Origin of the sequence: Bifidobacterium colobi, assembly GCF_018555455.1 — a bacterium.
In the GTDB taxonomy this organism is placed as follows: Bacteria; Actinomycetota; Actinomycetes; order Actinomycetales; family Bifidobacteriaceae; genus Bifidobacterium; species Bifidobacterium colobi.
Window position 1 is genome coordinate 229,351 of sequence record NZ_JAFEJU010000004.1, and the last position, 20,200, is coordinate 249,550.

The window sequence follows — 20,200 nt, forward strand, 5'->3', positions numbered from 1 at the left end:
CTCATGGGTGCAGACTGGTTTAGTTTGGTTCGGCAGATTGAGTTGTAGAGCGTTTTGAGAGCCACTGATGACTCTCGATAACTCTCGTGAGCTCGCCGAAAACAATAGAGGCTCCCTGATGGGAGCCTCCTCAATGCAATGCGGTTTCGCTAGTTGATGAGCTTGTAGCCATGATCGGCGACCACGGACTTGAGCTTCTCAAGATAGGTTTCGGCGGCCTTCGAGAGCTTAGCGCGCTCATTGGTGATCCAGCCGACCAGCATGGTTTCGTCGGAATCGAGCGGAACCGTGACAATCTTCTCATTGTTGAGATCGCCATTGTCGATGCCGGTGCACACGGTGTAGCCGTTAAGACCGATGATGAAGTTCAGGATCGTGGCGCGGTCGGTCACGTTGATCTGCTTGGGGGAGTACTCCGGCCAGACGGCTTCCTCATAGAAGTAGAAGGAGCCTTCCTCGCCCTGCTCATACTGGATGAACGGGTATGGCTTCAGATCTTCCATCGTGATGATCTTCTTGGCGGCCAGCGGATTGTTGCGGGAAATGAACACGTGCAGCGGAGCGCGGAACAACGGATGGAACTCCAGATGCTTTTCACGCAGCAACTTGCCGATCACATCCTTGTTGAAGTCGGACAGGTAGAGGATGCCGATTTCGGACTGCATGTTGGCGACCTGGTTGATGATGTCGCGTGTGCGGGTCTCGCGGATGGTGAACTCGTATTCGTCGGACTTGATGGAGTTGATCATCTCCACGAACGCCTCGACGGCGAACATGTAATGCTGGGTGGAGACCTGGCACAGCTGTTTGCGCGGCTTGGCGTGCTTGTAACGCTCTTCCAGAAGATCGGCCTGATCGAGCACCTGACGAGCGTAGGTGAGGAATTCCGCACCGTCCACGGTCAGCGCGATGCCTTGGGAGGAGCGGGTGAAGATTTCAATGCCGAGCTCGTTCTCCAGTTCCTTCACGGAGGAGCTCAGTGCCGGCTGGGAGACGTAGAGGGCGTGGGAGGCCTCGTTCATCGAACCGCATTCGACGATCTTGACGATGTATTTCAGCTGAAGCAGAGTCATAAGATTCATTTATAGCAGCGAGGCTGGCCGTTGTTAAGGTTATAGCTTTTGATTTCAGAATAGGTGGCGAATAGTGAGATACGATGCGGTCTCTGCCTATAATGACCTTGGTTTGTTTATGCATCGGAGCATAAGGGGGTAAGCAGTGGCTGATAAGGATTATGTATACCCGGAAGTGGGAGATGCATTGCGCAAGGCTCGCGAGGATGCGGGCATGAGCCAGGATCAGTTGGCTGAGCGTTCCGGAATCTCCCGTATCACCATCAGTCGTATCGAACAGGCGCACATCAACCCGTCATTCCGTTCTTTGGAGGCGCTGGCACAGGGCATGGGGCGCAAATTGACAATCAGCTTCGACGCTGAAGACAAATCTGTCAAGTAATTGACCGTAATTATCCGCGTAATCGTTCGTATGTACGCGCAAATTACGACCCTTGCGCGTACATACGGAAGATTTAGCGGGTGAAAACGTTCGTATGTACGCGCAGGCTACGATAGATGCGCGTACATACGAACGTTTTGGCCGTGCATTTTGTCTCAATGTACGCGCAGGGTTCGTTCGGTGCGCGTACATACGGAGGGTATTCGTAAGGGATCGGTCGATTACAACGCGTACAGCGGATTACAGCTGCACGCCGAGCTGTGCGAGACTATCGCGAGCCGCAATCGCGCCCTCGAACAGAATGCCGTGAATGCCCACTTCGTTGGCACCGACCACGTTCTTGGCGGTGTCGTCGAAGAACACGCACTGTTCGGCCTGCAAGTCGAAACGCTGTAGCGCCAGCTCATAGATATCCGCATTCGGCTTGTGCATTTTCTCCACGCCGGACACCACGGTGCCGTCCAGCAGCTGTTCGATGCGTGGGAACTTTTCGAACGCCAGATGGAAGGTTTCATGCGACCAGTTCGTCAAGCCCCAAACGCCATAACCGTGCGATTTCAGGTCGGCGAGCAGTTCAACCATGCCAGGCAAAGTACGGGGCAGGGCATCCGCGTAATGGTCGATGTAGTACTTGAAAATCTGAGCGATATCCTCGCCTTGTTCGCGCACCACGTCCGGGTAGATGTCGGCGAAATCCTCACCGGCATCCATACGGTCCTCATAATGGAAGAATCCATGCGGGTCGTCTGGCGCGCAGATGGCGGCGACCACATCATCAGGGAACTTGCCTTCCAGGCAGGCACGCGTATTCCAATCCAGCAGTACGCCGCAGAAATCAAAAATCACATCGGTGATGGGGGAGTGAGTCATTGCATCTCCTCAAACATGAAGCAGACAGTATTGAGTCTCAGTGTACTTTGAGGCGGAACTAAGCAATCACATCGGCGATGGCATCGGGAATCGTGCGGATCACATCGCTCGCAATGATGGGATGGCCAAGCGTCAGGAATTGCTGGCGATGCTCACGCCCGCCAATCAACTCCGGCTCCTGCCAGCCATGCTGTTCGGATTCGGATGCGATGGCAGCGGCCGCCCCATGCAGATATGCCGCAGCAGCAACGGTTTCCGCTGTAGTAATGCCGCCAGGCTGCTGGGCGAGCAACGCGCCAAGCAACCCGGCCAGCACGTCGCCGGCGCCAGCGGTAGCCAACCATGCTGGAGCACTGCCGGACACGTACACATGATCTTCGTCTACCACGATGGTGACCGCGCCCTTGAGCAGCACCGTGGCACCGGTCAGCTCATGAGCGCGCTGGGCTGCGGCCAATGGGTGCAGCATAACGTCGGTGGCGGTGTAGGGTTCGCGCACTGCGGCAGCGTTGGCGGCATCGTCAGTACCCAAAGCAGCCGCGGTACCGGCGGCATCGTTGGCTGCCGCATCGTTCAGGTTGGATTCCTCCTGTGCCGCAGACGAACGTTGCTCCAGACGATTCAGCAGCGCGGCCATCTCACCGGCATGAGGAGTGATGACCACCTGACCGGGCACATGCTCAGGCAGTAGATCCAGAGCACCGGCGTCCACCACCAGCGCAGGCATATCGTACGCGGCGCCGGTATTGGCATCAGCATCCGCGTTCTCAGCGTCGGCGCGGGAAGTCTGCGCCGAATAATGCTTGAGCAGGGCGGCGATGGTTTCACGCTGCAAATCAGCATCCGCGCCTTCGGCATCGGCTGTAGGCACGCCGGAGCCAACCACCCAGGACTGCACATGACCTTTGCCGAGCACCGCTTCCGGAACAGCAGCCAACACCATGGTTTGCGCGCGCTCCGGACCCAGATAGCGAATCATGCCGGTATTGGCACGAGCGGCAGCACGAGCGGTGAGCACGGCGGCACCCGGGTAACGCTGCGAACCGGTCACCAGACCGACCACGCCGCGCGCATACTTGGAATCCTCATAGTGCGGCAATCGAATCGCATCCGAGGCAAACAGGTGATCGACAACCTCCACAGTGGGTTCCACATCATCGATGGCGAAGCCAAAGTCAACCAGCTGAATGCGACCGCAGCCGAACGTTGCCGGCGGCAGTACCGCGCACGGCTTCATGGCACCAAATGTCACCGTCACATTTGCAGGCAGGTATGAGCCGGGCAGCGAACCATCGTCAACACCAACACCGGACGGCGTATCCACGGCAAGAATCAATGGAAAATCGCGGGAGGATTCACGGCCGGGCAGGGCAGGTTCATTCGGCACTTCGCCGTCAAGCCCAACGGCTGCAGCCAAAGCGGCTGGAATACCGCGCAATGCACCATGAATGCCGATGCCGGTCATCGCATCAATCACCAAGTGCGACTTATTGATCAAGGCAACGGCAGCTTGCAAGCGTTCGCCGGCTTCGCCTGCTGAGAATCCTGAAGAGCAGCCGGGGATTTCCGCGGCGGGATCAAGCACCAATACTTTGCCGCCGGCGCGCACGAATTCCGCAAAACCAGTCTCATGCAGCGACTTGCCGACAGCCACGGCGGTCACCGCGGCACCTTCCTGAGCCAAGGCGGCTGCGGCGAACAGGCCATCGCCGCCATTGTCGCCCGCACCGGCGAGCAGCACAATGGAGGAATCCTCAAGTGCCAGATCCTCATCGTCCAGCATGCCGGCAGCGGTATGCGCCACAGCCTGCGCAGCCATACGCATCAACGGTACGCCTTTATCGAGCAGCGGACGTTCCATGTCACGTACCGTCTGTGCGTCATAAGCGCTGTGCAGCAGCAGTTCGCGGCGGTCGACATCATCGGCGTATTCCATGGCAATCCCCTTCACGGTGCAGGTATGTTCTGGAGTCGATTCTAGCCGGTTTGTGCTGGGCTTGCCTGCAGCGAACGCTGGGATGATGCCGATGGCTGGCTGATTCTTCACGGCTTCCGTTACTATGGTCTGTTGGTTATTTTTGAGATGCTGCACAGATGTGTAGGTAACAGATTGTAAGAAAGCGAAGGGTGAGGTATGGCGATTGAGGCACAGGGTCTGGAGATTCAGATCGGCGCGCGTACCTTGCTGCACCCCACCAACTTCCATGTGGCCAAGGGTGACAAGATAGGTCTGGTGGGCCGCAACGGCGCCGGTAAGACCACGCTGACCCGCGTGATCACCGGCGATATGCTGCCCACTGCCGGCAAGGTTCGCGTATCCGGCAAGCTTGGCTATCTGCCGCAGGATACGCATGCCGCAGATCCGAATCAGACCGCACTCGACCGTATGATGAGCGCGCGCGACATCGCCACCATCATCAACCGCATTCGCAAGGCCGAAAAGGAGATGACCGACCCGGATCCGGATGTGATGACGAAGGCCATGGCCCGGTACGACAAGGCCATGCAGGATTTCGATAAGGCCGGCGGCTATGCGGCCCAGTCCGAGGCAATCTCCATGGCGGCTTCGCTTGGCTTGCCGCAGGAGACCATGCAGCAGGAGCTCGGCACGCTCTCCGGTGGTCAGCGTCGCCGTATCGAACTGGCTCGCATCCTGTTCTCGGATGCCGACACTCTGATTCTTGACGAGCCGACCAACCATTTGGATGCCGATTCCATTGAATGGCTGCGCGGCTACCTGAAGAAATACGAGGGCGGATTCCTCGTGATCTCCCACTCCACCGAACTGCTGGATGAAGTGGTGAACAAGGTCTGGCATCTTGATGCGCAGCTCGGTCAGATCGACATGTATTCGCTGAGCTGGAAGGCCTACCTGCATCAGCGCGTGGTGGATGAGGAGCGTCGCCGCCGCGAACGTGAAGTGGCGGAGAAGAAGGCCGAACGCCTGATGAAGCAGGGCATTCGTCTGCACGCCAAGGCTACCAAGGCCGTTGCCGCCCAGAACATGATGCGTCGCGCCGAAAAGCTGCTGTCCGAAACCTCTGAGGCGCAGAAGAAGGAGAAGGTGGCGGATATCCGCTTCCCGGAGCCCGCGCCGTGCGGCAGGACGCCAATCATGGCCAAGGATATTTCCAAAGCGTATGGTTCCAACATCGTGTTCGCCGGTGTGAATCTGGCGATTGATAAGGGCTCTCGTGTGGTGATTCTTGGCTACAACGGTGCTGGTAAGACTACGACGCTGCGCTTGCTGGCGCATATTGAGGAGCCGGACACCGGTTCGGTGGATTATGGCCACGGCTGCAAGATTGGCTATTTCGCCCAGGAGCACGATACGTTGGATTTGGATGCCACTGTGTTGGAGAACCTGCAGCATGTGGCGCCCGAATTGGACGACACTCATGCGCGTTCGATTCTCGGCTCGTTCCTGTTCTCCGGCGATGACGCGATGAAGCCGGCGCGCGTGCTCTCCGGCGGTGAGAAGACCCGTCTGGCATTGGCGACTCTGGTGACCTCGCGCGCCAATGTGCTGCTGCTCGATGAGCCCACCAACAACCTTGACCCGGCCTCCCGTGAGGAGATTTTGAAGGCCATCGCCAAGTATGAGGGTGCCATCGTGCTCGTCACCCACGATGAGGGTGCCGTCGAGGCCCTGAACCCGGAGCGCGTGCTGCTTATGCCGGACGGCGACGAGGATCTGTGGAACGACTCCTACCTAGAATTGGTTGCAGAGGAGTAAAGGAGATAGTTATGACCACTGCAAGCGGACAGAAGATTGCCATTGTTACCGGTAGCGCACTGGGACTCGGCTACGAGTTCGCCAGCCAGCTGATCGAAGCCGGTTGGCTGGTGGCCGGCGTCGATTTCAACGCTGAGCGCCAGACCGAATTGACCGCGCAATGGCCGGCCGAATCCTACCGTGCCTATGTGGGCGATATTACCGATGAGGACTTCGTGCGCAAGTCCGTGGCGGAGATCGCATCCTTCGGCCATATCGATCTGCTTATCAACAACGCGGGCCAGCCATCCTTCAAGGTGCCGACCGCTTACGAGGCTGCGGACGTGGATAAGTGCTTGAAGGGTTTGAAGGGCATGATTCTGTGGACCGTGGAAACCTTGAAGGCCTGTGGCGAGCAGGACGTCAAGATCGCGCAGATCATGAGCACCGCCGCCACCCGCGGTAACGCAAACGAAAGCGTGTACTGCGCCACCAAGTGGGGTGAGAAGGGCTACACCAAGAGTCTGCAGGCCGCATACAAGGGCACGAGCGTCAAGGTCGTGGCCGTCTACCCGGGCGGTATCGATACCGCGTTCTACCGTGACAGCCACGATTACGTGTCTGAGGAAAAGCAGCACACGTTCATGCAGCCCGGTCCGCTGGCCGAAGTGATTCTGTTCAACCTCATCAACGAGGCCAACCTCACCGTCACCGACATCGAAATCAACCGCAACAGCTGAGGCCGGGGCCCACTTCCGCGCAGTTACTGCCTGGTCTGACAGTCGGAGAGGCAGTAACTGCGCGTACCGTGACGCTCAGTCCAGATGATGCAACGCGCGAATAATCCTGCAACGGTCTTCAATAGTTCCCTCATCGGCACACATCGTCGCATACCAGCGCGGATTACGCAGGGTTTCTGCTCCGGAATCATCAGTGTCGATGAGCGTATGCAGGTCATTGGCGTACTGGAAATGCAGATGGCTGAGCAGCCCGCCCTCACTGAACGCAGCACGCGAAGGCAACGGCGCAATGGTCAGCAGCCAACGGAATGGGCTATCTTCCGCATGCGAATCATCGGTCACGAACACATAAGTCGGTGAGCCCTCCAAGCCATGTGCAATCACATGATCGATGCGATAGTCATAGGCGTCAAGGTTCGTGTTGTCTTCCGCATACCAGGTGATACACACATCGGCGTCCGCGTTTTCAGGCTCGCCGACGGTCCAATACCCAATATGAATGATGTTCTCCGGGCTGGTGGTAGAGCAGGCCATAGCCCAGAACTTGCGGATGCCGTTCGCTGCCATCGGCGCCATCTGAGGATTGGCAAGCACAGCCTGCTCCGCCTTGTCCCAAGTACTGCGAATAGTTTCATCCTCGGCATCAATATAATGCTCGAAGCTCTCCCAGTCCCCAAGCCAGTCGGTGAGTTTGAAGTTTGCTGATCGGTCACTCATCATGTACCTCTTTCGATTGTTATTCGGTTTTTGAATAAGGATGTTCTAGGTTGATGATGGAGGTGCACCAGCCGGCGGCGAGTTCCTCGTCATGCGTGACTACGAGCACGGTTTTGCCTTGTGCGGCGAGCTGGTGGAGAAGTTCGCCCACCTGTTCCATGTGGTATCGGTCGAGGCCGCTGGTCGGCTCGTCCAGAATGATGAGATCCTTGCCGCACATCAATGCCGATCCGATAGCCACGCGCTGTTTCTGGCCACCGGACAGACTCATCGGATGCCGGTCGACGAACTGTGTCAGGTCCAAATCCTCGAGCACCTGATTGCAGCGTTCGATAATTGCCGGATCGGTTTCGTTAAGGCCGAGCAGTAATTCCTCGCGCACACTGTCGGAGAACAGCTGGTAGTTGACGTCCTGCATGACCAGGAATCCGGTACGCGTAAGATCGCGTGGCTTGGCTGGTTTGCCATTCAGCATCACTTTGCCGGATACCGGTTTGATTAGGCCAGTGAGCGTACGGACCAGCGTGGTTTTGCCGCAACCATTATGGCCCATCAAGCCGATGATTTGGCCGGAATAGAAATCAAGGTCCGGGATGGTTCGTGAGAATCCGTCGCGTCCGCGGTAGCCGATGCTGAGATGGCGCGTGGACAGTAGCGGTCTTGAATTTGAGCTGGACGGCTGCGCAAGATTGTGCTGCATAGATGCCGAACCGGAACCGTCGCCCATATTGGAAGCCGTAAGTTCGCGTTCGTTCGTTTGCGATTCCAGTAGCGCGATGCGTTGCCTGTACGGCTGCAGATCAAGCGTGCGCAATCCCATTGCGGCGATGCAGCCGGGGGAGAGCGCGAGGAATTCGCTGGCTTCGTATTCGTGTGATATGCGCCCGTTGTCGAAGATGACGTATCGGTCGGCGATGCCGTTCAGCCAGGCAAGCCGATGCTCGGCGACAACAATGGTCATACCTGAAGCTTTCAGTTGCGCGATGAGCTCGCGCATTTCCGCGATTGCCACCTTGTCCAGATTGCTGGTGGGTTCGTCCAACACGAGCAGCTTCGGATGCAGCATGGTGGCCGCAGCTAAGGCGATGCGCTGCTTCTGGCCGCCTGATAGATGGAAGATGCTGCGATCCAGCAAGGGTTCGATAGCAAATCGCTGCGCGGTCTGTACGATTCGGTGGTTGATTGCTTCCGGTTCCAAACCCATGTTTTCCGCGGGGAATGCCAGTTCGTCGATGACTTTGGCGTTGAAATATTGGGTTTTTGGATTCTGGAATACGCTGCCGACTACAGGGGTAAGTCGGTCGATTGATTCTGCAGCGGTATCGAATCCGCAGGTACGCTGCTCTCCGTTGAATTCGCCGTGGAAAAATTGGGGAATCAGACCGTTGATGATGCGCGAATACGTGGTTTTACCGCATCCGCTGGCACCACACAGCACAACGCACTGTCCGCTCGGAATGCTCAACATGGTGTTGATTACAGCAGGTTCGTCGGCATGGTCATAAGTAAACGACACGTTGTTGGAATAGACTTCTGCGGTCATTATCGAATCACCCTGGCAATATCAAGCACCAACGGAATCATTACGACAATCATCATGAGCCAATCCACGATTCGCATGCGGATTTCAGTACGCGAGGTGTGCACGCCTTCACGGCCAAGGCCTTTGGTCAGTGCCGCCACAGACAAATCCTGAGCCACATTGGTGGCGTTCATCAACAACGGGATGAAGATGTATTCCAATGATTGCGCGGGATGACGAACCAATCCCCATCCGCCTGAGGCGATACCGCGCAGGGCCATCGCATTGCGAATCTGCCGGTAATCCTCGGCTATGGTGGGAAAGAAGCGAATCACGACCACGCAAGGGATTACCACGGATTCAGGCGCATGCATGCGACGCATCGCACAGATAAATGCGCTGGGGGAGGTGGTTGTGAACGCGTATGCGCCGGTGATGAAACATGGCAGCATCATCGTGCAGCCAACCGACAAAGCGGCAACCACATGCAGCCACGGCAAACCAAAAGCGTCTGGATCCAGGAAACCCAATCCGGTAAGTACGGCAAAGGTGAGGCCGAAATTCGCGGTCATTTTCCAACGGCCCGCAACCGCAAGCGGCACCAAAAACAACAGAACCATGATGATCTGCGTAATGACGCTGACGTGGAAGAACAGCATGAGATTTGCGGCCAGGAGCAGGAATAGCTTGGTCCGCGGATCAAGTAGCATCAGACGATGCCGGCCTTGATGAAGTGCTTCTTCATCATCTTCTGGCCAAACCAGCCGCCGATAATCGCGCACACCAAGATCGCGGCCATCGAGATGAAGAACGTGCCGGTGTTAATGTTCGCGAACACGCCATCAATGTAGGCCGCATCCTTGCCGCGAGCCTGAAGGCTGGCGATATAGGCGTCCCTCATGAACCAGAGCGGCAGAATCGGACCGGTGAGCCCATAGGATAACACCACGTAGCTGACCAGCAGCAGCGCCTTGCTCTTGTACTTGCCAACGCGGGCAATCACATCGGCGGCCACCGGGAATACGATGCTGGCGATGAACGAGAGCACGAAATGACCGGAAATGAAGAGGAACAGGCCAATGACCACGCCCATGACGGTAATGCCACCGAATTTGCCGAGTCGTGCGGCCAGCAGCATGTAGACGCAGCCGGAAATCAAGGCGGCGATGGCAGGCAGGAAAATGGAGCCGAAACCACCGGTGAACAGGGTACTGACCAACGTGGCCACGCACACCATCACAAAGTACAGTGCGGCGAACACGCCGATGGTGATGAGGTCGGCGACCTCGAGTTTACCGGTATTAGCAGGTTTGCCGGAGCTCTGATTAGCGGTCTGGGCGGTGTTGTCTGCGGGCGAATGCGAAGCGGTCACAATACTTTCCGTTTCATGCGAGGGAACTTATACCTCTCGCCAATGTATCGGGGATTGGGAGGAAAGGCAATACCTAATTTTGGAATCGGATGGTGGCTTGGAACTTGGTTGGTTCCGGCTGGCTGAGTTCCAGGGTGGCGTGCATGGCTTGGCAGGCGGCGTCTGCGATGGAAAGGCCAAGGCCCACGCCCGGTGTGGCGCTGATGCGTGAATTCTGGCCGCGATGGAACGGCTGAATGAGTTCGGCCAAATCGTCGGGTAGCGTTTCATCGGTGGAATTAGTCACGGTCAGCATTACGCCAGTCGTGGATTGACTGTCAGCGCCATTGCTGTCATCATCAGCGTTGCCCTCCACGGCAGCATTAGTATGCATTGCGGTGCTGATTGCAATATCAATGGACCCGTTGTCCACGTTATGTACTGCGGCGTTTCGCAACAGATTGCTTACTGCCAATCCCAGTAATGCAGGGTTCGCGGACACTGCAGCATCACCTTCGATGCTGACGGCAATCTTGGCTTGGGCGACTGCATCATCAATATCAACAAGTGATTGTTCAACGAATTCATGTAAGTCAATGCTGCTCGCAATCTGAGCCTTATCGCCGCCAATCGTGCCGCTTTGAATGCGAGACAACGTAAGCAACGCCTGCACGAGTTCGGCGCCTCGTCTATTGGCTGCGAGCGCACGACGCACCGATGGCTCCACGTCGGCTGGGAAGCGGCCTTGGGAGAGCGGCGCGTCAAGATTGGTTTCCACTGCGGCGATGGGCGTGCGCAGTTCGTGCGAGGCATTGGATACGAATCGTCGTTCGGCTGCCGCGCTGGCTTCCACGCGGTCGAGCATGCCGTTGATGGAATCGACCAGTCGGTCGATGTCGTCATGGCCGGGTTTCACATTGATTCTGGCGCTTAAATCATTCGGCTGCAGCGAGGAAACCTGCTTATCCACTGCGGTGACTCGCCGGGATAGCATTGTGCCGATCAGCCATGCGGCAAGCACGGCAATGAGGCCAAAAACTGCCAGCGCGATGATGGAGACCGTGCGCATGCTGGTGGTCAGCGTGTTGGCGACGACGTTCGCCGTGTTGATCATCACGCCGTTGTATTCGTCGAGAATCCAAGGGCTGCCGTTTTTGGTTTGTTCCTTTGCTGTATCCCATTCCTCGGAGTTAAAGGGCACGTACAGTTTCATGCCGTCGAGATTCTGTCTTGTACCCGTATAGCAGACTAATGCGCTGACTCCGGTGCCATTGACGGTAGGCGCGGTTTCGGCGTCCATGCCTGTGGTGACGGAAACGGTACCGTCCGAGTTCGCGCACATGGTCATGGTCTGGCTCGCTTCGGCTGTGGTGCGTGCCACGATGACGTTCTGCGTAATAATCAGTGCTGTCATCATCACGATAATGATGAGCGCGATGGCCAGCGTGATTTTCGCGCGGAATGATTTCGGTGTGAGCTTGCCGGCGATGGCAGTAAAACGCGTTTGCAACGATTGGAATACTTGCATATGGCTACCCCTCAGTCATGCTTCGCGCGCCGGCTCCCCTGGCAAGGGGAGTCAGAACCAAGTTAGAAAAACGGTTCATGCGAGTCGGTATCCTTCCCCGCGCGTGGATTCGATGGTTTGGGCATCGCCCAGCTTGCGTCGCAGTGAGTAGATGGTGGATTTGACTACATCAGCTGGTTCAACGGCAGCCGCGTTATCCCAAACGGTTTCATAGAGCTCGTTCACGCTTACATAGCCGCCGTCCGCACGCATGAGCTCAAGCAATATGCCGTACTCCTTGGGCGTGAGTTTGACGAGAGTGCAGCCTTGGTCACGGAATACGAGACGCCGAGTGGTGTCGAGGGTCAGGTCGCCGTGCGTAAGCACCGCGGCCGTAGCATGACCTTTGCCCGCACGGCGTTGCAGCGCTCGGATCCGGGCCAACAGTTCCGGGTAGGCGAACGGCTTGGTCAGATAATCATCAGCGCCCAAATCAAGACCGCTCACCCGGTCGCTCACTTCAGCGGCGGCCGTCAGCATGATTACCGCCACGGGCATCCGGTTCGCGGCGATGGTGGCCATCACCGCATCTCCTGAGAGCACCGGCAGATCACGATCCAACAGCACGATATCCACGGTTTGATCGGCGAGCATTTGCAGCGCTTCCACTCCGGTTGCCGCCACGCATGTGGCGTAACCTTCGTAACGCAGAGCGTCATCCAATGCGGCCGCCAGTTCGCGGTCATCCTCGACAATCAGAATCCTCATCTCGCGCCCTTCGCCCAATGACTATGCCATCCTATTATCCGCCCAATCGTGCGGTATTTGTTGTATTCTCGAGCGTCTTAGGTAAGGCGAAGGTAATGCTTTCTCTCACCGTCGGCGCACCGGATAAGGCGTTGAATGGAGGTAGCCGCAGCGAAGCGGCAATTACGAGCATTGGAGGGGCAGATCATGATCCGCGAACACAATGGCGGTGCGGCATATGTGCGGCCGGTCATCCGCAGCATGATGAAAAGTCTGGCGGTACTGGCATGTCTCATATCAGTGGCGTCATGTTCATCTTCGACCGCGACCGTTGGCACCGATGCCAATAGTGCAAGTTCGGCCGAAAAGAACGCCGACAATACGCCACAATCAGCGGATGACACTGGCAGCAATCCATCCGCCAACTTCAGTACCGACGAACTGGAGACCATCGCCAAACGATTCGCAGCCTGCCTGGTTGAGAAAGGATTCGACGCGAAAGTCACCGGAAGCTATGGGTTGCAGCCGCTTGGCTCATCGACTGACGACGCTCCGCAAACCACCGTGGTGGTTCGCCGGCTCGGAGCAGACGGCACTCCGATTGTGCCCGGCCCCGGCGTGGTAATCAGCGCTGACTCGGACCCGCTCTACCCGGACGTGATGTACACCATCGTTTCCGCCAAGGAAGGCGCATGGGTGGGATTCAAGAATTCCAAGTCGCTCAAAGGCTCCATGTATGCGGACAAGCAGGCTGATTATGCGGCATGTGAGGCTGCGAATCCTGATTTCGCGCAGCCGAATTATGCGAGCGTTACCGCGTCAGGCGGAAGCAAATCCGGTTCAAGTACCGCGGATTCCGACAATCAGCAAATCTTGATTGACTTCGCCCGCAAGGCTCGTGCGGACGGATTCGCTTGGATGGCCGACCCCGCACCTGGAGAAACTCAGGCTGTGGAAATACCGCCTGACGTGTCCTATGAGGAACTGAAGCGATTCTTCAACACCTATTCCGGTGACCAGTGGCCCAGCCATGACGGCATTCCGTTCGGGACCTCATGCTCCGGGGAATGCGCCGCCTACAACCGTGTTCTCAGCGAACAGTGATCGGCAGTCTTATTCGCGGATCCTTTGTCAGGGGAGTTGTCGGCAAACACCGACTGAGGGGTAGTCCGCAGTAATTCACGCGAATTTGTCCTGAAGCTTTTCCCAAATCCAGGTAAGGCGAAAGTAAGACGATTCCTCACCGACATGCCACTGCAAACGGAGTTTGATGAAGCCATCGCATACATACGAATCTTTTGCCGAAAGGAACCATCATGGTTAGCATCTTCAATCACATGCTCAATCGAACTCCACAACGCACATTAGCGGTGAGTTTCGCATCTGCATTGTGCCTGATTGCGCTCGCCGGCTGCTCTACGCCATTTACCAATCAAGCATTGCATACCGACGATAATGACAACACCGCTGGCGGCACGGATAACATCGCGACTGATGCCAATGCCAAGAAATTCGTCTCATGCCTAACCGGCAAAGGCTTCGAAGCACAAGCTGCGGTTGCACCCAGAACGTCTGATTCATCCGGCAAAGCGAAAACCCCAACTACCAAGAACATGGTCATGCTGCGTATGCTTGATGCAAACGGCCAACCGGTTGAAGCCGGTGATAATGGCATGAGTGTGAGCACCGATTCCACCACCCAGCAGATGTACGCCAATTCCATGTTCACCTCCATCGACTACGGCACGGTATGGGTGGCGTTCAAGGATTCCACCGCGTTGGCCGGCAGCCCATACGAGTCGAAACGGCAGGATTACGCGGACTGTGAAGCCAAGAATCCAAACTTCTCTCAGCCCGCTCAGAACTTGAGCCAGACTCCCACTTACACAGATGCGGATAAGCAGGCCGCGCTTGACTTCGCCAAGAAGGCTCGCGAGAAAGGCTTCAGCTGGGTTGCCGACCCTACCGGCGATGAACCGACCACCATCCTTATTCCCAAAACCGTGAACGAAGACGAATTGCGCCGATTCTTCAAGGAGTGCCCTGTCGGCGACGCGCACATCACCTACGGTTTTGATGGGACAGCCGAAGATTTCGGCTACGACTACACCAAAGTCATGGATGAGGCCATGGGAGTGGTGTCCTATTGAAATGGGAGTGGTGTCCTATTGAAGACCGATTGGAGCGTATCATGACGAGAACGGAAGCGCGACGATTCTCCAAACGCCGCAGAATCATTACCACAGTCATAGTGCTTATCGCCGTGATAGGTCTCGCCGCAACCTGTGTGATCACACGTCCGTGGACACTTATTGGCCATATGACCACGGCAGGCCAATCATCCACACAACAAATCGACGTGACCACGTTGCGTGCACAACCAGTCACTAAAGGCGTGCTCAACGCGGAAACCCGGCTTGGTGCGACCCTTCAATATGACGATGCCTCCGATTTCGCCGTCGCTACCGGCATCATCACCCAGTTGCCTGTTGCCGGAAAACAGATCAACACCGGCGAACAGGTGTATGAGATGGATGGTGTGCCGGTACCGCTATTCCATGGCGAGCGCCCCTTCTGGCGCACCATCGAAGTGGGTATCGCAGACGGTCCGGATGTGACTCAATTGGAGCAGAATCTCAAGGAACTCGGCTTCTATACCGGCGAAGTCGGGCCGCATGTCAATTGGCTGACCCGAGAAGCCATCAAACAATGGCAACGATCTCTCGGACTCACCGGGGACGCGGTCAACGGGGTGTTTACTCCCGGTTCCGTGGCCTTGGCATCTTCGGCTCCGGTCCGCATCAAAACCGTGAACGCCAAACTCGGGGACACCAATGTGAGCCCGGCAAGCTACACGGGTGTGACCTTGCACGCGCAATCCACCATCACTGCCACACAAGCCGCCACGTTCAAAGCAGGCGATAAGGCGCAAGTGATTCTGCCGGATAACACCACTGTCGACACCATGCTGACTGCCGTCGACCAAGGCGGCCAATCCACTGGCAAGGACGGGCAGGTCACTTCGCCTTCCGTACGCATCGATTTTCCCGACCAGACGCAGGTGGCGCAATTCGGACCTGCGACCATCCAAGTCATCGTGCCGAACGCGAATGCCTCCAATGAGGAGACGCTCATCGTACCGGTCACCGCACTGATCGCCGGTGCCGGCAACTCGTACGCGGTCGAAGTGATCCGTGGCGATGCGATCAAACGTATCAGTGTTGAGATCGGATTGGTGGCGGGAGCCCAAGCGCAGATCGTCAAAGCGAACGGCTTGCGGGAAGGCGACAAGGTGGTGGTCTCATGACTGCATTGCTGAGTCTGGACCATGTCACCAAAGCGTTCACCGGCAAGGACGGCAATCCGCTGGAGATTCTGCACAGCACGTCGTTGACCATTGACCACGGCGAGCGCATCGCCATCGTGGGCCCATCCGGTTCCGGCAAATCCACACTGCTTTCCCTGCTTGGCACCTTGGATATGCCGACCTCCGGCACACTGTCCTACGACGGCGAGAACGTGGCGGACATGGGGGAGAAGCACCGAAGCGTGCTCAGGGCAGCTCGCATCGGATTCGTCTTCCAACAATTCCATCTCATCACCACCGTTTCGGCATTGGAGAATGTGATGACCGGACTGCAATACACTGCATTGCCCCGTGCGGCCCGGCGAGAACAAGCCATAGAGGCACTCGAACAGGTGGGACTCGGCGAGCGCCTATTCCATAAGCCCTCCCAACTGTCGGGCGGCGAACAGCAACGCGTGGCCATCGCCCGCGCTCTGGCCAAGAAACCCGACATCATTTTCGCAGACGAGCCCACCGGCGCGCTCGACACCGACACCGGACAAGCCATCATCGAACTGCTCATGGGAGCCGCCGATCAAGGCGCAAGCCTGGTAGTCGTTACCCATGATCCCAATATCGCCGCACGATTCCCACGCCGCCTGCACATCCAGGATGGCGTGGTCACGGAACTTGGAGAAGGAGGCTACCATGCGTAAACCGCTTACCACGCGTCTGGCCGACCTTCTGCACACGGCATGGATCGGCGCCACGGGACGCATCTCACGTACCATTCTCGCCTCACTCGGCATCGCCTTGGGCGTGGGCGCCTATGTGGCGCTTTCCGGCATCGCCGCATCCAATCAGGCCGCACTGCTTGCCCAACTCGATGCGCTTGGCGCGAACCTGCAGGTCGTGGCCCCTGGTCAGGATGCCTCAGGCCAACCCGTACCATTGCCGGAATACGCGCCCCAAACCATCGGCCGTCAACCGGACGTCGAACAGGTCGGCGTATTCCTCACCCCGCCCAAGGATGCTCAGGTCTTCAAAAACGAGCTTGTGCCGAAAACCAACGGCAATGCACTGGCCGTATCCGTAATGCAACCGGGCGCACTGAAAGCCGTTGACGCCACGTTCGCCCAAGGGCATGGCATCGACGCGCGCAACGAGAACCTTCCGGTCGCGGTCCTCGGCTCCGAAGCAGCCTATCGACTCGGCGTCAACCAGCCGGGCGACCGCATCCTCATCGACAACGAATGGTACGGCGTCATCGGCATTCTTGAACCTGCCCCGCAGGCACAATCCATCAACTCATCCGTCATCATCGGTGCTAAATGGGCGATTAGCCATTATCCCGATCAGAAAGAATCGATAACGCAGATCAGTCAGATCTATGTGCGCACCAAACCGGGGAACGCCGAAACGCTGCGCCGCATCATCGCGCATGCGGCGAACCTTTCCGGCGGCAACGTATCCGTCGCGGCTTCGGCGAATCTCTCCCAAGCCCGTAACGCCACCAACGATTCCCTGACCACCTTGGGACTCATGATCGGTGTCATTGCGCTCGCCGTAGGCGGCATGAGCATCGCGAACATGATGATCGTCACCGTGATGGAGCGACGCGGTGAAATCGGACTGCGGCGCGCGCTCGGTGCCACGCCCGGCAATATTCGCATGCAATTCGTTGCCGAAGCGGCCCTGTTGTCGGCCATTGGCGGATTGGCAGGCGTCTTGATCGGCGCGGCGACCGCCGTGGGCGTTGCCGCGCATGCCAGTCAGCCATTGACTTTGGATTGGGCCGGATTGCCGGCAGCGTGGGGCGCTGCAGTGCTGGTCGGCGTCATCGCCGGTCTTTATCCTGCTTCACGTGCCGCTCGTCTGACGCCCACGGAGGCGTTGCGCGGCGAGTGACGCTCCCGTGCATGTGCTAGCGTCGATACGTCATTCTGGCACGACGCAAAGGAGACGCATGGGCGATATCAGACGGGAAATGGAACGTCTGCGGCCGATTTACGAAACCGGTGTGCTCCGTCTGCTTTTGCGTCAGCATGCCATGTTGTATGTGGCATTGCTGCGTGCCGCCTTCGACCCGTTGACCGGCGAGCTGCCGCGCGAAACCGTGGAGGAACGCTTCGCGCATAGCCTGGAACTGCTGGCCTCCAGTGGCGAATATACGTTGAAAGACCAGTCCTATGCTGATGCGGCCCATCGTATTCTCGCCGACCTGACCCGCGAAGGCGAAGGTGATTACGCATGGCTGGCCAACTCGCACGATGCCGCATCACACCGATTCCTCTACAGGCTCACCGCTCGCGCACATCGCGCCATCGAAGCGTTAAGCCGTCTGGAAGACGAATCCCGCGCATTGTCCGGCGCACAGGCGAACAGCATCATCATGGAAATCGAGCATGCACGCATGCAGCTGACCGCCGACCCCGGCGAGCGAGTCCGATTGCTCAACAGTGAGATCAAGGAACGCAAACACGAAATCAAACGCATCCAACAGGGGCAGCAGCATGCCACATTGAGCCAGGCCCAGGTGGAGGATGTGATCGCAGTAATCCATAACACCCTTCGCGGTGTACCCATCGACCTGCGTGAACTCGTGCTCACCGAACGTGACAACGGCGATGCGTTGCGCCGCCGCATGCAGGCCGGCGATATGAGCGTGGACGAAACCTTGAACCGGTATCACGAGGAATATCGTCGATCGTTCAGCGAATCCGATTCCGGCCGCCGTTTCGAAGACGCGTTCCAAGTGATCATCACCGACGAAGGCCGCCAACAGATCGACTCCGCATTGCGCGACATCGCGAAAACCCCATATCTGGCAGGGGAGTCCGCAGCACTATTGGGACAGATTCGAGACGAACTTTCCCGCATCTACGATGGCATCGAAGCGGTACGTCATCAGATGCGCGTCTCCGATGAGGCGATCAGCCGCTTAGTGCGCCAGCAGACCGATACGCGCTACCGTACGATGATGAGTCGCTTGAACCGGCTCTACGTGAACTTGAACGCGGACGCGAAAGCCCACGTCGGCGACGCTTCACGACCATATGCAACCGATACATCGAGCGCTCTGTTCGCCCCATTGCCGATGCGCCCGGCACGTTCGATGACCTATACCGAAACTCCGGGATTGGAATCCTCGGTGACAGCCGACCGCGAGGCTCCACAGGTCAATCTCAAGGACATGGTCGAAGGTGGAGGCCCACGTCTGCGACACATGGTGGAGCTGATTCGCCACAATCCCGCCATCGAACACGGCACAGTGAACGTGGCAGCCAGTTTCAACCGTCTGCCCGAACGGGAACGTCGCGAAAGCGAAATCGTAGGCTTCTTGGGTAGTCTGCCATCGGCATCAGTGGCAGACGAAGCCTCGGATACCAGTGCAGCTAATACGGTGTGGCATTGCATCGCCTTGGATGGAACGCCCAGAGACTGGATCACCAGCCCGGTATGGGCGTCGTTGGAAGAACTTGACAGCATCGTGGAGGAAGGATGAACATGAGCGAACCAGTCGCCAACCCATACGCCCTGTTTGAAGACGACCACGGCGATATGACCGCGGATGCGCGCATGGCCGCCATCGCCTTGAAACGCGAACGCTATATTTCCGGCCAGCTCTACGATCTGGTCAACGACAATCGCGAGGCGGTGGAACGCTCACTCAACAACGATCTGCTCGCCCTCGTAATCAACGAACGCTACCGCATCATGTACGCCACTCCGGTGGCCAACGACAACGTGGCATTGCGAGCGCTCAAAACCCGCGCCAGTCTGAAACGCGAGGAGGCTGCCTTGCTTGCCTTCCTGCGCATTCGCGTGCTCGAATACGAGAACACCAGAACCAATCAATCCGAATGGCTGGTGAGCTTCGAGGAGATTCGCGCTGCGCTCGCATCCGGTGCCGGCTATCTGGCCTCGCGCAACGATGAGGAAGGCGTATTAAAGCAGGTGAGCGCCATCGTCTCCGCCATGATCACCTACGGGTACCTGAATCGATTGGATGATGAGGCCATGTATCTCATCACCCCACTGGTGCCCGTGGTGCTTGACCGTGAACTGGCCGACACCTGGCTGGACACCGCGGCCAAAAACCTGGACGATGCCCACGACGTGCGCGGGCCAGAAACCGCGAAAACCGAACAGGAAAACCTGGACTCTGATTCGGAGGAATCAACTGAGGATATTCCGGATGAAAGCCTTTTTACCGAACCATTGTTCAGCGCCTCGGATGGCGACACGCAAGCGGCGAACGGTGATGGTGAAGATGATGGTGCAACCGAT

The 20,200-nt window shown here is 57.6% G+C and carries 18 protein-coding genes and 1 pseudogene; 10 read left to right on the top strand and 9 right to left on the bottom strand.

Features of this window, described 5'->3' with window-relative positions; translation table 11 throughout:
* Positions 1 to 149: 149 nt before the first annotated feature.
* On the bottom strand, positions 150 to 1,073 hold the full coding sequence (locus tag JS530_RS07285) for a LysR family transcriptional regulator (RefSeq protein WP_214376526.1): 924 nt from the start codon (positions 1,071 to 1,073) through the stop codon (positions 150 to 152).
* 145 nt (positions 1,074 to 1,218) lie between these two features.
* Between JS530_RS07285 and JS530_RS07290 the strand changes: the two genes are divergently transcribed.
* Positions 1,219 to 1,455 (top strand): helix-turn-helix domain-containing protein, encoded by a 237-nt coding sequence (locus tag JS530_RS07290; RefSeq protein ID WP_214376527.1) that lies wholly within the window; start codon positions 1,219 to 1,221, stop codon positions 1,453 to 1,455.
* Between the two features lie 240 nt (positions 1,456 to 1,695).
* On the opposite strand, the gene JS530_RS07295 is transcribed toward JS530_RS07290, so the two are convergent.
* Together JS530_RS07295 and JS530_RS07300 are read right to left on the bottom strand one after the other, a co-directional pair.
* Entirely contained in the window at positions 1,696 to 2,325 is a 630-nt protein-coding gene (locus JS530_RS07295; protein ID WP_214376528.1) for an HAD family hydrolase, read from the bottom strand.
* 58 nt (positions 2,326 to 2,383) lie between these two features.
* Positions 2,384 to 4,261, bottom strand: a complete 1,878-nt coding sequence (locus JS530_RS07300; protein WP_214376638.1) for a bifunctional ADP-dependent NAD(P)H-hydrate dehydratase/NAD(P)H-hydrate epimerase — start codon at positions 4,259 to 4,261, stop codon at positions 2,384 to 2,386.
* Positions 4,262 to 4,459: 198 nt separating this feature from the next.
* Here JS530_RS07300 and JS530_RS07305 point away from each other — a divergent pair, with 198 nt between their 5' ends.
* The gene (locus tag JS530_RS07305) at positions 4,460 to 6,061 is read left to right on the top strand and encodes an ABC-F family ATP-binding cassette domain-containing protein (protein WP_214376529.1); all 1,602 of its coding nucleotides are present in this window, start codon (positions 4,460 to 4,462) and stop codon (positions 6,059 to 6,061) included.
* Between the two features lie 11 nt (positions 6,062 to 6,072).
* Complete coding sequence (locus tag JS530_RS07310) at positions 6,073 to 6,780, top strand: SDR family NAD(P)-dependent oxidoreductase (RefSeq protein WP_214376530.1); 708 nt, start codon at positions 6,073 to 6,075, stop codon at positions 6,778 to 6,780.
* A gap of 75 nt (positions 6,781 to 6,855) precedes the next feature.
* Here JS530_RS07310 and JS530_RS07315 read toward each other — a convergent pair whose 3' ends face one another.
* From JS530_RS07315 to JS530_RS07340, 6 genes are all read right to left on the bottom strand, one after another.
* Positions 6,856 to 7,500 (bottom strand): hypothetical protein, encoded by a 645-nt coding sequence (locus JS530_RS07315; RefSeq protein ID WP_214376531.1) that lies wholly within the window; start codon positions 7,498 to 7,500, stop codon positions 6,856 to 6,858.
* Positions 7,501 to 7,516: 16 nt separating this feature from the next.
* Entirely contained in the window at positions 7,517 to 9,040 is a 1,524-nt protein-coding gene (locus JS530_RS07320; RefSeq protein ID WP_214376532.1) for an ABC transporter ATP-binding protein, read from the bottom strand.
* Positions 9,040 to 9,729, bottom strand: coding sequence for an energy-coupling factor transporter transmembrane component T (locus tag JS530_RS07325; protein WP_214376533.1), 690 nt, complete (start codon positions 9,727 to 9,729; stop codon positions 9,040 to 9,042). Before JS530_RS07325 ends, JS530_RS07320 begins: the two co-directional genes overlap by 1 nt.
* The gene (locus JS530_RS07330; protein WP_214376534.1) at positions 9,729 to 10,391 is read right to left on the bottom strand and encodes an MptD family putative ECF transporter S component; all 663 of its coding nucleotides are present in this window, start codon (positions 10,389 to 10,391) and stop codon (positions 9,729 to 9,731) included. The genes JS530_RS07325 and JS530_RS07330 overlap by 1 nt, the downstream gene beginning before the upstream one ends.
* 73 nt (positions 10,392 to 10,464) lie before the next feature.
* Positions 10,465 to 11,898 (bottom strand): sensor histidine kinase, encoded by a 1,434-nt coding sequence (locus tag JS530_RS07335; RefSeq protein ID WP_214376535.1) that lies wholly within the window; start codon positions 11,896 to 11,898, stop codon positions 10,465 to 10,467.
* 75 nt (positions 11,899 to 11,973) lie between these two features.
* The gene (locus tag JS530_RS07340) at positions 11,974 to 12,645 is read right to left on the bottom strand and encodes a response regulator transcription factor (RefSeq protein WP_214376536.1); all 672 of its coding nucleotides are present in this window, start codon (positions 12,643 to 12,645) and stop codon (positions 11,974 to 11,976) included.
* A gap of 135 nt (positions 12,646 to 12,780) precedes the next feature.
* On the opposite strand from JS530_RS07340, the gene JS530_RS07345 reads away from it, so the two are divergent.
* The 7 genes and pseudogenes from JS530_RS07345 to JS530_RS07375 all read left to right on the top strand — a co-directional run.
* The gene (locus JS530_RS07345) at positions 12,781 to 13,728 is read left to right on the top strand and encodes a hypothetical protein (RefSeq protein WP_214376537.1); all 948 of its coding nucleotides are present in this window, start codon (positions 12,781 to 12,783) and stop codon (positions 13,726 to 13,728) included.
* 212 nt (positions 13,729 to 13,940) lie between these two features.
* Complete coding sequence (locus tag JS530_RS07350) at positions 13,941 to 14,774, top strand: hypothetical protein (RefSeq protein WP_214376538.1); 834 nt, start codon at positions 13,941 to 13,943, stop codon at positions 14,772 to 14,774.
* A gap of 41 nt (positions 14,775 to 14,815) precedes the next feature.
* The gene (locus JS530_RS07355; RefSeq protein ID WP_214376539.1) at positions 14,816 to 15,931 is read left to right on the top strand and encodes a peptidoglycan-binding protein; all 1,116 of its coding nucleotides are present in this window, start codon (positions 14,816 to 14,818) and stop codon (positions 15,929 to 15,931) included.
* Positions 15,928 to 16,626 carry an ABC transporter ATP-binding protein gene (locus JS530_RS07360; RefSeq protein WP_214376540.1) on the top strand — a complete coding sequence of 233 codons (699 nt, stop codon included), beginning with the start codon at positions 15,928 to 15,930 and terminating at the stop codon, positions 16,624 to 16,626. Before JS530_RS07355 ends, JS530_RS07360 begins: the two co-directional genes overlap by 4 nt.
* Entirely contained in the window at positions 16,619 to 17,818 is a 1,200-nt protein-coding gene (locus JS530_RS07365) for an ABC transporter permease (protein ID WP_214376541.1), read from the top strand. Before JS530_RS07360 ends, JS530_RS07365 begins: the two co-directional genes overlap by 8 nt.
* A gap of 58 nt (positions 17,819 to 17,876) precedes the next feature.
* Positions 17,877 to 19,415: a DUF3375 domain-containing protein gene (locus JS530_RS07370; protein WP_214376542.1), complete on the top strand. Its 1,539-nt coding sequence runs from the start codon at positions 17,877 to 17,879 to the stop codon at positions 19,413 to 19,415.
* Positions 19,412 to 20,044: pseudogene (locus JS530_RS07375) on the top strand (DUF4194 domain-containing protein); the annotation flags it as partial. The gene JS530_RS07370 and the pseudogene JS530_RS07375, both read left to right, overlap by 4 nt.
* Positions 20,045 to 20,200: the final 156 nt, after the last annotated feature.